9 protein-coding genes and 1 tRNA gene are annotated in these 12,221 nt (G+C 69.8%); 6 read left to right on the forward strand and 4 right to left on the reverse strand.

Features of this window, described 5'->3' with window-relative positions:
- Positions 1 to 217: 217 nt before the first annotated feature.
- Positions 218 to 288, reverse strand: a tRNA-Gly gene (locus AHOG_RS27630).
- 66 nt (positions 289 to 354) lie between these two features.
- Here AHOG_RS27630 and dcd point away from each other — a divergent pair.
- Positions 355 to 936: a dCTP deaminase gene (dcd, locus tag AHOG_RS27635; protein WP_093943920.1), complete on the forward strand. Its 582-nt coding sequence runs from the start codon at positions 355 to 357 to the stop codon at positions 934 to 936.
- Positions 937 to 1,031: 95 nt separating this feature from the next.
- Here the strand turns inward: dcd and AHOG_RS27640 are convergent, their stop codons facing one another.
- On the reverse strand, positions 1,032 to 1,733 hold the full coding sequence (locus AHOG_RS27640) for an HAD-IA family hydrolase (RefSeq protein WP_093943921.1): 702 nt from the start codon (positions 1,731 to 1,733) through the stop codon (positions 1,032 to 1,034).
- Between the two features lie 184 nt (positions 1,734 to 1,917).
- A complete protein-coding gene (locus AHOG_RS27645; protein ID WP_093943922.1) occupies positions 1,918 to 2,904 on the reverse strand; it encodes a cation diffusion facilitator family transporter in 987 nt (328 codons plus the stop codon).
- 143 nt (positions 2,905 to 3,047) lie between these two features.
- On the opposite strand from AHOG_RS27645, the gene AHOG_RS27650 reads away from it, so the two are divergent.
- Positions 3,048 to 4,478, forward strand: coding sequence for a sugar porter family MFS transporter (locus tag AHOG_RS27650; protein ID WP_093943923.1), 1,431 nt, complete (start codon positions 3,048 to 3,050; stop codon positions 4,476 to 4,478).
- Positions 4,479 to 4,481: 3 nt separating this feature from the next.
- Here AHOG_RS27650 and AHOG_RS27655 read toward each other — a convergent pair whose 3' ends face one another.
- Positions 4,482 to 5,621: a polysaccharide pyruvyl transferase family protein gene (locus tag AHOG_RS27655; protein ID WP_093943924.1), complete on the reverse strand. Its 1,140-nt coding sequence runs from the start codon at positions 5,619 to 5,621 to the stop codon at positions 4,482 to 4,484.
- A gap of 291 nt (positions 5,622 to 5,912) precedes the next feature.
- On the opposite strand from AHOG_RS27655, the gene AHOG_RS27660 reads away from it, so the two are divergent.
- The 4 genes from AHOG_RS27660 (at position 5,913) to AHOG_RS27675 (ending at position 11,953) form a co-directional block, all read left to right on the forward strand.
- Entirely contained in the window at positions 5,913 to 7,754 is a 1,842-nt protein-coding gene (locus AHOG_RS27660; RefSeq protein ID WP_093943925.1) for an acyl-CoA dehydrogenase, read from the forward strand.
- Positions 7,755 to 7,890: 136 nt separating this feature from the next.
- Positions 7,891 to 9,507 (forward strand): dynamin family protein, encoded by a 1,617-nt coding sequence (locus tag AHOG_RS27665; protein ID WP_245856485.1) that lies wholly within the window; start codon positions 7,891 to 7,893, stop codon positions 9,505 to 9,507.
- 233 nt (positions 9,508 to 9,740) lie between these two features.
- The gene (grpE, locus tag AHOG_RS27670) at positions 9,741 to 10,115 is read left to right on the forward strand and encodes a nucleotide exchange factor GrpE (protein ID WP_376700079.1); all 375 of its coding nucleotides are present in this window, start codon (positions 9,741 to 9,743) and stop codon (positions 10,113 to 10,115) included.
- Positions 10,112 to 11,953: a dynamin family protein gene (locus AHOG_RS27675; protein WP_093943927.1), complete on the forward strand. Its 1,842-nt coding sequence runs from the start codon at positions 10,112 to 10,114 to the stop codon at positions 11,951 to 11,953. Before grpE ends, AHOG_RS27675 begins: the two co-directional genes overlap by 4 nt.
- Positions 11,954 to 12,221 lie beyond the last annotated feature (268 nt).

The raw sequence follows: 12,221 nt of genomic DNA on the forward strand, positions 1-12,221 counted from the left end.
CGGCTCCCACACTCGGCGATTCCCGGGTGAGCGGGACGCCACGTCGCAATCAGGTTCCCGGCCGCCCTCACGGCAAGACCTGTGAGCGATGCCGAACCGCATGACGATTCGATCGACGGCTGGTTGCCGGCGTGTTGCTGGAGGACTCGCCCCCATGAGGAACGACGAAGGCCCAGGACCGGAGGAGACACCCTCTGACCTGGGCCTTCGTTCACTGAGCGGATGACGGGAATCGAACCCGCGTATTCAGCTTGGGAAGCTGATGTTCTACCATTGAACTACATCCGCAGCAGATCACATCGTACACGCCGCCCATGCCGGGGTCGACACCTGGCCTGCCGTTAGGGTGGGGTCGTGCTCCTCAGTGATCTGGACCTGCGTAAAGAGATCGACGGAGGCCGGCTGACGGTCGACCCCTTCGAGCCCGACATGGTGCAGCCGTCGAGCATCGACGTCCGTCTGGACCGGTTCTTCCGGGTGTTCGACAACACGAAGTACACCCACATCGACCCGTCGCTCCAGCAGGACGAGCTGACCTCCCTGGTCGAGACCGAGGGCGAGGACCCGTTCGTCCTGCACCCCGGCGAGTTCGTGCTGGGCTCCACGTTCGAGACCGTGGGGCTGCCCGCCGATCTCGCGGGCAGGCTGGAGGGCAAGTCGTCGCTGGGCAGGCTGGGCCTGCTCACTCACTCCACCGCGGGTTTCATCGACCCCGGCTTCTCAGGGCACATCACGTTGGAGCTGTCCAACGTGGCCAATCTGCCGATCACGCTGTGGCCGGGGATGAAGATCGGGCAGCTGTGCATCTTCCGGCTGTCCAGCCCGGCCGAGAGTCCGTACGGGTCCAGTTCGACCGGCTCCCGGTATCAGGGTCAACGTGGTCCGACGCCCTCGCGGGCCTACCTGAACTTCCGGCGCACCGACACGAAGCGCTGACCCTGCCGCGTCACCGCCCCGGTCGCATCACCACCGGTCGCCTGTTCTCGCCGTGTCCGGTCGTGCGACGGACCCGCCGATCGACCCGCCGAGGATCAGCGCCCCGCACGCACGGCGACCGAGCCGTCCTGGCTGCGCCAGCTCACCTCGTCGAGGCCGCGCACCACGAGATCGGCGTCCAGCCCCGCGACGTGGGGATTGGTGAGCACTCCCAGGACCCGCATTCCCGCCGCCCTGGCCGAGGCGACGCCCGCCGCCGCGTCCTCGACGACCAGGCAGTCCGCCGGGTCCACGCCCAACAGTCGAGCGGCGGTGAGATAGGGCTCCGGGTTCGGCTTGCCGACCCGCACGTCATCGGCGGTGACCACGGTCGTGGGCGGCACCAGTCCCGCTGCCGCGAGCCTGGCCAGCGCCAGCGTCCGGACCGCCGACGTGACGATCGCGCCCTGGCCCGCGCCCAAGGCGGCCAGCGCCGTCGCCGCCCCGGGGAGAGCGGTCACCCCGTCGAGGTCGGCCAGTTCCAGTTCGTCCAGTCTGCGCACGGCCTCCGCCACGTCGGCCGCGGGGAGCACCTCGCCGATGATCTCGACGGCCCGGCGGCCGTGGCTGTCCGCCAGTATCGACGGCGCGATCCCGAACTCGTCGCACCAGCCGCGCCAGCAGCGCGTCACCGCGGGCGTCGAGTCGATGAGCGTCCCGTCGAGGTCGAACAGCACCGCGGCGACGACGAAGCCGTCGTCGGCTCCCCGACGTCGTCCGATGGGTTCCGTCGTGGGTCCGCTCGTTCCCGTCGCCATGCCCTACACCGTGCAGACCATCCGAGTGGATGTCCAGAAGGCGGACGGCATGACCTTGCGCACGTCATGGATCTCGGCGGCCCGGCGCGGGCGGTCGCCTCTCGATGCGGGGCGGCGCGAACGCCGCGGCGCCGGGATCGCGGCGGTTCGCCCCGAGACGGACGGCCTTCTCGCCCGGCACCCGTCAGGTGATACGTCCGTATCGGGCCAAGACCCTGGAGCGGAGCTCCTCGTCGGTGCGCGGGACCGGCTCCAGGAAGATCTCGTCGAGTTCGGCGAACTCCGCGCGCAGCTCCCCGTCGACGCGCACGCAGGCCCGTTCCAGTTCGGCCACCGACAGGTCGTCGACGAAGTCCACGCGCACGCACAGCAGCACCCGGTCGGCCCCCGTGCTCATGGTGAGCAGGTCCACCACGACGTCGATCTCCGGCACTTCGCCGAGCCTGCGTCTGATTCGATCGATCAGCCTGCGGGAGGCCTGCCGCCCGATCAACAGATCGAGATTGCTGCGCCCGAGAACGTAGGCGACGACGGCGAGCAGCGCGCCGATGGCCAGGGAGGCCGAGGCGTCCCAGACGGACGAGCCGGTGATCTGGTGCAGCCCGACGCCGAGGAACGCCAAGGTCAGCCCGATCAGCGCGGCGCTGTCCTCCAACAGCACCGTCTTGGCCGTCGGATCGTCGACCGAGCGCAGGTAACGGAAGAACGGCGTTCGCTCCTCGGCCGCCTCGGAACGGAGCTGCCGGACCGCCCGCAGCCACGAGACGCTCTCCAGCACGAAGGCCAGCCCGAGCACCACGTACGCCACCTCGGGGCTCGCCTGCTCACGGGCCTCGTCGGTCAGCGCGCGGATGCCTTCCGCGATCGCGAGGACGGAGCCGGAGGCGAAGATGCTGACCGCCGCCATCAGCGACCAGAAGTATCGCTCCTTGCCATACCCGAACGGGTGTAGCCGGTCTGCGGGTCTTCGGGAGCGTCGGAGTGCCGTCAGCAACAGGATCTCCGTGATCGTGTCGGCCACCGAGTGGGCCGCCTCGGCGAAGAGAGCCGCCGATCCCGTGACCAGCCCCGCGAACGCCTTGAGCACCGCGATCCCCGCGTTCGCCAGCAGCGCGATCACCACGGTGAGCCCGCTGCCGCTCTCGGGTGGCTCCGACTCCCCAGCCGTCATGCTGTCCTCCGCCCCGGCGGCCGCTGCCTCACTCTCACGGTAAAACCGATCGGCTGATCTTGCCTTTCGACGCTCATCTGACATCAAGTTCAGACCGTAACTTCGGCCAGGAGTTCGTCTGATCCATTGGAGGTGACGTCTCGATGGTGGAAACAGGTTCATATACGACTTCGCACTCGACAGGTGCGGCTCTACCACCCGGGTCCGACCGGCTGCTGTATGTCGCGCTCATCGCGGGAAGTGCGGCGTTGGGCGGTTTCCTGTTCGGATTCGATACAGCGGTGATCAACAGCGCGATCACCGGCGTTCAGGATCGATTCTCCATCGGCGCGGGGGCCACCGGACTCGTCGTGTCCTCGGCGCTGATCGGTTGCGCCTTCGGCGCCTGGTTCGCGGGTTCGCTGGCCGACCGGTTCGGCCGGGTCAGGACGATGCAGGTCGCCGCCCTGCTCTACGCCGTCGGAGCACTGGCCGCCGCGATGCCCTTCTCGGCCGTCGACCTGGTGTTCTGGCGGATCGTCTGCGGCCTGGGCATCGGGCTCGCGTCGGTCACCGGTCCCGCCTACATCGCGGAGGTCTCGCCCGCCGCCTACCGCGGCAGGTTCGGTTCGCTGCAACAGCTCGGGATGGTCGTCGGGATCGCGGGCGCGCAGCTGTTGAACTACGGGATCGTCGCCGTGGCGGGGGGAAGCGCGAATCAGCTGGGCCCGTTCAGCGCCTGGCAATGGATGCTGGGAATCGCCGTCGTTCCCGCGATCATTTTTGGGATACTTGTCTCTCGAATTCCCGAGACACCACGCCATCTGGTGACGAAGAATCGATTCACCGAGGCCCGTGAGGTACTCGATCGGATTGAACCAGGCGCGGCAGAGGAACGTCTGGGTGAAATTCGCCGGTCCTTGGAACACGAGCCGAAACCAAGGCTGCGACATCTGCTCGGCGGGCGGCGGGTTCTGCTGCCGATCGTGTGGGCGGGCATCGCCCTGTCCATGCTGCAACAGTTCGTCGGCATCAACGTCATCTTCTACTACTCGGCCACGCTGTGGCAGTCGGTGGGAATCGGCGAGGACGCCGCGTTGCTGAACAGCGTGGTCAGCGCCGTGGTGAACATCCTCGGCACGTTCCTGGCCATCGCTCTGATCGACAAGGTCGGACGCAGGCCGATCCTGTTCGCGGGCTCCATCGGGATGTCGGCCTCGTTGGGCGTCGCCGCCTGGTGCTTCGGCTACTCCGAGGTCGTCGACGGCGCCACGGTGCTGCCCGACCCGCAGGGGCAGATCGCCTTCGTCGCCGCCAACGCCTTCGTGTTCTTCTTCGCGGCGTCGTGGGGCCCGCTGGTGTGGGTGCTGCTCGGCGAGATGTTCCCCAACCGCATCCGCGCGGCGGCGTTGTCGGTCGCCGCCGCGGCCCAGTGGCTGTCGAACTGGGTGGTGTCGATGAGCTTCCCCAGCCTCGCCGAGTTCAGTCTCACCTTCGCCTACGGCATGTACACGACGTTCGCCGTGCTGTCGTTCTTCTTCGTGCTCAAGTTCGTGCCGGAGACGAAGGGCAAGACCCTGGAGCAGATGGGGTGACGATCAGGGCGCGTACACCTGGCGAGCGACCTGGTCCTTGCGCATTCGATACTCGCGCAGGGCCTCCGGGCTGTAACCGCCGTCCGTGGGACGTGCGGGCGTCTCGGTGACGTCCTCCACCATCGTCCAGCCGCTGCCCAAGTCGATCAGCGAGCGGTGCTTGGTGGCGTAGTAGTCGGGACTGACGCTCACGGCGATGCCGCTGGCGCCCACCGCCGAGGCGATCAGATGCGGGTGGAAACGACTGGAGATCCAGGTCTGGCCCGGCGCGGCGGGCAGGCCGGTGTCCATCAACTCGGAGAGGGGATAGAAGCGGGCGTCGGGCAGTTCGTGCTCGATGAGGGAGAACACCTCGCGATCGACGCGCGGGATGCACTCCACCACGCCCAGCCGCGAGGAGTCGACGCCCCAGTCGCGTAGAGTGTCCAGCACGAAGCCCGCCAAGCGCGGCACGCCGAGTTCCACGAGGTCGGACTGCATGCAGACCATGACCTCACGGACGTCGTCGTCCTGCCGGTAGAGCTGCGGGCCGAGCCCGAAGAAGACGTCGTCACAGGAGTGGGTGACGGACACGGTCTTGCTGAGCATCTCGGCCGACGGGGCGTCGCGGACGTCGACGACCTCGAAACGCTGGGAGAGCTCACGCAGCAGGGGCTCGCAGTGGCTGGGCGCGGGGTACAGGCCGATGCCGGTCATCGCCGCGCGTCCGCCGGACCGACGCACGGCGGCGACCGCGCCCGCGAGCAGCCCGACGTGTCTCGGCCAGATGCGGTTCACGTAGCCGCCGCCGATGATGTGCACGACGTCGGCGCGGGCGAGCAGTTCGACGCCTGCCACCCAGCGGGGGGCGATGCCGGGGAAGTCCACGCAGCGTTGGGCGAAGTCGGCGACGCCCCACGGCTCGTCGGTCGGAGCCTCCCAGCACAACCGCCACAGGGTGTCGGTGAACCGGACCCTCGGGTGCAGGTCGCCGAGCATGACCTGTGCCGGGCCGGGGCTCGGGCAGTCGAGCCACACCTCGGCGTCCGGCGCCGTCTGGGCGAGATACCGCAGCCAGGTGGCGGCGATGATCTCGTCTCCGTAGTTGGGGAAGCCGGTGGTGCCGACCAGGTAGTAGAGCGGACGCCCGCTGTCGGTGCTCATCGGAATGGATTGTCGCAGTTGATCTACGGACGGGACAGCGTCGTTCGCATAACGACTCCGCAGCGGGGACGTGTCGGCCGACGGCCGCCCCCTCGGTCCGGTCGCCCGAATCGGAGGCTCGGGTCGGATCGCGGCGCCTGTTCGACGGCGCCGGACGGCCGCCTCGGGCCGGCGCGTCCACCTCGATCATCGTGACTTGTCTTGCCGATGGTTACCAGCGGGTAATATAGTGTTGTTACCGACCGGTAGGGGATACGTCCGCTGCACACGGCACGACGCGGGGAGCACACGATGGGTCACTACAAGAGCAACCTCCGGGACCTGGAGTTCAACCTCTTCGAGGTCCTGGGCGTGCAGGAGAGCCTCGGCACCGGGCCCTTCGACCAAGCCGACGAGGAGACCGCCAGAGGCGTCCTCGCCGAGTTGGAGAAGCTCGCGTCCGGCCCGCTGGCGGAGTCCTTCGCCGAGGCCGACCGCCTGGGCACCACCTTCGACCCCGCGACGCACTCGGTCACGCTCCCCGAATCCTTCAAGGCGGCGTACCGAGCGCTGTGGGACGGCGAGTGGTACCGCCTGAGCCTGCCCGTCGAGCTGGGCGGCTACGGCATCCCCCCGACCGTGCAGTGGGCCGCCTCCGAGCTGATCCTCGGCTCGAACCCCGCCACGTACATGTACCTGGCGGGCCCGAACTTCGCGACGGTCATCTCGCGGAGCGGCACGGAGGAGCAGCGGAAGTGGGCTCAGCTGATGATCGACAAGGGCTGGGGCGCCACCATGGTCCTCACCGAGCCCGACGCGGGCTCGGACGTCGGCGCGGGTCGCACCAAGGCCGTCGCGCAGGAGGACGGCTCCTGGCACCTGGAGGGCGTCAAGCGCTTCATCACCTCCGGCGACCACGACCTGACCGAGAACATCATGCACCTGGTGCTGGCCCGGCCGGAGGGCCCCGGCATCGAGGCTCGGCCCGGCACCAAGGGCCTCAGCCTGTTCCTGGTGCCGAAGTTCCACTTCGACGAGGCGGGCGAGCTCGGTGAGCGCAACGGCGCCTTCGTCACCGGCGTCGAGCACAAGATGGGACTCAACGCCTCCGCCACCTGCGAGCTGACCTTCGGGCAGAACGGCGTGCCCGCCAAGGGCTGGCTGCTCGGCGAGGTGCACGACGGCATCGCCCAGATGTTCCAGGTCATCGAGTACGCCCGGATGATGGTCGGCACCAAGGCCATCGGCACGCTGTCCACCGGCTACCTGAACGCGCTGGACTACGCCAAGGAGCGGGTGCAGGGCGCCGACCTCCCGCAGATGACGAACAAGAACGCGCCCCGGGTTCCGATCACCCGGCACGCCGACGTCCGCAGGCTGCTCATGCTGCAGAAGGCCTACGCGGAGGGCATGCGCGGGCTCTACCTCTACACGGCGAGCTTCCAGGATCGGATCCTGGCCGGTAAGGCGGCGGGCGAGGACGTGTCGTTGCTCGAGCGGGTCAACAACCTGCTGCTGCCGATCGTCAAGGGCGTCGGCTCCGAACGCGCCTACGAGATGCTGACGCTGTCGTTGCAGACGCTCGGCGGCTCCGGCTATCTCCAGGACTACCCGATCGAGCAGTACATCCGGGACGCCAAGATCGACAGCCTCTACGAGGGCACCACGGCGATCCAGTCGATGGACTTCTTCTTCCGGAAGATCATCCGCGACAACGGCCAGGCTCTGCTGCACGTCGCCACCGAGATCCAGACCTTCCTGGCGGCCGAGTCCGGCAACGGCAGGTTGAAGGAGGAGCGGGAACTGCTCAAGCAGGCGCTGGAGGACTTCCAGGGCATGCTCGGGTCGATGGTCGGCTTCCTCACCTCCGCCCAGGAGGATCAGGCCAACATCCACAAGGTCGGCCAGAACACGGTTCGGCTGCTGATGAGCGCGGGCGACCTGCTCATCGGCTGGACGCTGCTGCGGCAGTCGGAGATCGCCACGGCCGCGCTCGACGCCGACCCCGGCGAGAAGGACCGGCTGTTCTACGAGGGCAAGGTCGCCGCCGCGCGGTTCTTCGCCACGACGGTCCTCCCGGAGCTGTCGGCCCGCAGGCGCAGCCTGGAGACGACCGACAACGCACTGATGGACCTGCCGGAAGGGGCGTTCTGAGCCTGCCCGTCGGACCCCCCGGGCCCCGGCGGGTCGAGACGACACTCTCGGTCATGACACCATCTGGTCACAGTGGGTCGACGGTGTAGGACGGCGCGAGGGGTCAGGGGTGGCGGCAGCAGGCGGACGAGGACCCGTGACCGGGCCGCTGTCCGCCGCCGTCGCCAGTCTGTGCCACCGGCTCCAGCCGCAGGTGAGCCCGCGCACCGCCGCGGGCTTCCGCGAGGTGCTGCGCAGGCTGGACGCCCCGCTTCAGCTCGCGGTGGCGGGTCGGATCAAATCGGGCAAGTCGACACTGGTCAACGCCCTGATCGGCCGCCGGGTCGCGCCCACCGACGTCGGGGAGTGCACCCGGCTGGTCACCCGGTTCCAATACGGGACCGTCGACCGCATCGAGGTCGTGTTCACCGACGGCGGCAAGCAGGTGCTGCCCTTCGACGCCGACGGGATGATCCCGGCTTCGCTGGGCGTGGACATCGACGCGGTCTCGCATATCGAGGCCTTCCTCACCAACGCCGTGCTGCGTGATCTCACCGTCATCGACACCCCCGGCCTCGGTTCGCTCGACGCGGCCTCGGTGAAGCGCACCGAGGAGCTGCTGGGCGCCCGGCGGGACGGGGGCGACGAATCGGCGACCGTCGAGCAGCCCGTCAGCGGGCGGACGGAGTCCCGGACGACACCCGACGACGTCGATGCGACCCGAGGCCCGGATCAGCCCGTGGGCGAGCTGGACCCGGTGTCCCGCAATGCGGTCGCGGGTGCCGAGGCGGTGCTCTACGTGCTCACGCAGTCCGTCCGCGCCGACGACGAGCAGGCGTTGGCGGCGTTCACCGCGGCGACGGCGAGCCGGGAGGCAGGACCGGTGAACGCCATCGCGGTACTGAACAAGGCCGACACCATCGAGCCGGATTCGGTCACGGGCTCGGACGGGGATCTCTGGCGGGCCGCCACGCTGCTCTCCGAACGACAGGCGGGCAGTCTCAAGCCGAGGGTCGCCGACGTGCTGCCGGTCATCGGGCTGCTGGCGGAGACCTCGGAGGCGGGCGGCTTCACCTCCGCCGACGCCGACGCGCTGCGCAGGCTCGCCGACCTGGATGAGGCGACGCTGGAGACGATGCTGATCTCCGCCGACCTCTTCACCACCTGGGAGTGCGAGGTGCCCGCCGCCGACCGAGCACGACTGCTGGAACGGCTCGACCTCTACGGCATCCGCTGCGGGGTGCGTGCCGTCACCCGCAGGCCCGACATCACCGCCGGTGCGCTGCGTCGGGAACTGTTGGACTCCTCCGGTCTGGCCGCGGTGCGCGGCAGGCTGGACAGCCTGTTCCGGGCACGCGCCGACGGCATCAAGGCGGCGGCGGCGATGGCCTCGGTGAGCGCGTTGGCGCATGCCTCTGGTGATCCCGGCGAGCGGCAGCGGGTGCACGACGCCATCGAGGTGCTGCTCGCCAAGCCGGAGGCCCACCAGCTCCGGCTGCTGGAGGCCCTGACGCTGGTGGCGGCGGGGGCGGTGTCCATGCCGGAGGACCTCGCGGAGGAGGTGCTGCGCGTGGGCAGCACGTCCTCGGTCGGGGAGCAGCTCGGGATGGTCGGCAGGCCGCCTGCGGAATGGGCCGCCTACGCCTTGGAGCGAGCAGGCTGGTGGCGGTCGTTCGCCTCGTTCGGCGCCACTCCCGCGCAGAGCCGGATCGCGCACGTCGTGCACCGGGCGTACTTCCTGATCTGGCAGCAGCTGCGGGAGGGGGCGCGCTGAACGGCCCCGGCGAGGGTACGGCGCCCGTGTCCGGGCGGCGCCCCCGGGGCGCCGTCGCCGTGGACGTCGCCGAGCCGGTCGTGACGGAGCATGCCGACCGGGGCGGGCCGATCCGCGTCCTCGGCTCCACCGCTGTTCGACGGCCCCGCGGCGAGACGTCGCGGTCCGCGAGCGCCGCGGCGGCGAGGAAAGCGGTGGGAACCGGGGCCTGGTGGCGTCCGTCGAATCCCGACGTGGGCTCTCATGCTGATCCGCCGGCCGCACCGGAGCCGTCCGTGGTGGCAGGCATCGACGCCGATCTGTTCGAGCAGGCACTCCGCGAGCGTCGAGAACTGATCCGACTCTGCCTCTACGCGCTGGATCGTGCACGCAGCGCGGGCGTCGCGGAACGTCTGGAGGAGGGGCTGGCCTCGGTCGGCGTCACGGCGCTGCGTCCGGACGGCGAACCGTTCGACCCGGCCCACCACGAGGCGGGCGGGGTCGTCACCCCGGACTCCCCCACGCTGGCGGGCACGGTGGCCGAGACGGAGGTCGTCGGCTTCGCGGACCGCGGCACGCAGCTGCGCCCGCCCGTGGTGATCGTCTACACCCCGCGTGCCGAGCGATGACCACCGAGGGCACCAAGAAGCTGCCGCTGCCGAAGCTGGTCCGTCAGACCCGGGAGCGACTCGTGGAGCTGCTCACCGACCTCGACCCGGAGTCGGCCGACTGGGTGGAGAAGGTCCGGGCGAGCAAGGTCGCCACCCCGTCGGTCGTCGTCGTCGGCGAGACCAATCGGGGCAAGAGCTCACTGGTGAACGCCCTGCTGGGTCGGCAGGGTCTCTCGCCGGTCGACGCCGAGGTGGCGACGGCCGTCTACCTCGCCTTCGGTCACGGCGAGCAGTGGTCCGCGCGGGCCTGCTACGGCGTCGGCGCCGAGCCCGTCGACATCACCATGGAGTCGATCCCGTCCTGGGCGTCGGCGACCCACGAGCTGCCCGCGGGTGCGCTGCCGCCGCGCTACGTGGAGGTGGACGGGCCGGTTCCGCTGCTGAGCAACCTCCGGGTGGTCGACACCCCCGGTGTCGGCGGGCTCAGCGAGATACACGGCGAGCTGGCCGCGGAGGCCGCCGCCAACGCCACGGCCCTGCTGTTCGTGGTGGACGCCTCGGCGCCGTTCACCCAGGGCGAGCTGGCGTTCCTCACCTCCGTGTCGGACCGGGTCGAGACGGTGTTGTTCGCGCTCACCAAGACAGACCAGTACCGGGGCTGGCGGCAGATCCTGGAGGCGAATCGGGCACTGCTCGCCGAGCACGCGCCGAGGTTCGCCGACACGGAGTTCCACCCGGTGTCGGCACGGATGTTCCAGCTCGCCGCGCAGGCGCCGAACGAGAGCGCGGGCGGGATGCTGCGGGAGCGGTCCGGCGTCGGCCAGCTCGCCGAGTCGCTGTCGCAGCTGGTCGGCGGGCGGGCGAACATGCTCGGCGAGGCCAACACGATGCGGGCGCTGTCGAGTTCGCTGAACGCCCTGGTGGTCCGGTTCGCGGCCGAGCAGCGGGCGTTGACCGTCGGGGAGGACGAGGCCGAGGTGCTGCGGGCCCGGCGCGACGAGCTCGCGGGCGAGCGGCGGGCGAACAACCGGGGCTGGCAGCTGCGGCTGCGCGGTGAGATCAATCGGGCCCGGGTCGAATGCGCTCACGACGTCGGCAGGCAGGTGCGCGATCTCCAGTCCTGGTTCCGCAAGGCCATCGACGTGGCGGACAAGGACAAGCTCGTCGAGCTGCCGCACCATGTGGACGCCGCGTTGCAGATGTTGTCCTCGCGCATCAGCGGAATGCTCAGCGAGCGGCTCGCCAGGGTCGCGGACACCTCCCTGTCCGAACTGTTCTCCGCCGACGAGCTGGCGGTGCTGCGGAACCAGGTCGCCAGGGCCACCCGACCGCCGGTGGTCGTCCGGCTCCCGGAGAAGCGGCCGGCGACCGCGGAGGATCGGCTGCTCGTGTTCATGGGTCTCTCCGGTGGCCTGGGCGCGGGCAAGCTGGCCACCCTTCCGTTGGCGCCGTTGGCCATCGCGGCGCCGCTGCTCGCGGTCCCGGCCATCGTGCTGGGCCTCGGCGCGGGCTGGTGGATCGGCAAGACGAGGAAGCACACCGCCGACAAGCAGCACGTGAAGCAGTGGCTGACCGAGGCCATCGCGGAGTCCCGGTCGACGCTGGATCAGCTCATCTCCGAGCAGCTCATCGAGGCGGAGCTTCAGTTGTCGCTGGCCTTGGACGATGCGCTGGCCCGCCGGATCGCGGCGATCGAGGAGGAGCTGCGCGAAGTGGAGAAGGCGCTGCGGATGGACGTCGCCGAGCGCAAGCGTGAGCTGCAGACCGCGAACCGTCGACTCGCCGAGGTGACGGCGGGTCGAGACCGGGTGGAGGAGCTGCTGCGGCGGATCCGCGAGGTCCGCGCGCGGGCCTGACCCGGCAGGTCCGCGGCGCTCGGCGATCGCGGTCCTCCCGTCTCACGCGGCACCGTCGACGAGGCGGGGGCGGCTGTCGAGCTGCGCGGGTGCGCGCTCGGCGCCCGACGACGGCGCGGTGGCACCGCGTGGTCCGGCCGATCTCCGGGAATGCCGCCCTCGAAGGTGCCGTCTTCCGCAGCGTCGTGTGAAGGTGGCGCCGACCTTGGATCTCTTTACGGCGTAAAGTATTCTCGCGAACGGCGACCACCTCCGGCGGGTTCGAGCG

Origin of the sequence: Actinoalloteichus hoggarensis, assembly GCF_002234535.1 — a bacterium.
Classification (GTDB): Bacteria; Actinomycetota; Actinomycetes; order Mycobacteriales; family Pseudonocardiaceae; genus Actinoalloteichus_A; species Actinoalloteichus_A hoggarensis.

Bases quoted from the DNA above. Each gene is read 5' to 3' on its own strand.
- AHOG_RS27675 (WP_093943927.1), top strand. From the start codon at position 10,112: ATGACCACCGAGGGCACCAAGAAGCTGCCGCTGCCGAAGCTGGTCCGT.
- AHOG_RS27645 (WP_093943922.1), bottom strand. From the start codon at position 2,904: ATGACGGCTGGGGAGTCGGAGCCACCCGAGAGCGGCAGCGGGCTCACC.
- AHOG_RS27660 (WP_093943925.1), top strand. From the start codon at position 5,913: ATGGGTCACTACAAGAGCAACCTCCGGGACCTGGAGTTCAACCTCTTC.
- AHOG_RS27650 (WP_093943923.1), top strand. From the start codon at position 3,048: ATGGTGGAAACAGGTTCATATACGACTTCGCACTCGACAGGTGCGGCT.
- AHOG_RS27640 (WP_093943921.1), bottom strand. From the start codon at position 1,733: ATGGCGACGGGAACGAGCGGACCCACGACGGAACCCATCGGACGACGT.
- AHOG_RS27655 (WP_093943924.1), bottom strand. From the start codon at position 5,621: ATGAGCACCGACAGCGGGCGTCCGCTCTACTACCTGGTCGGCACCACC.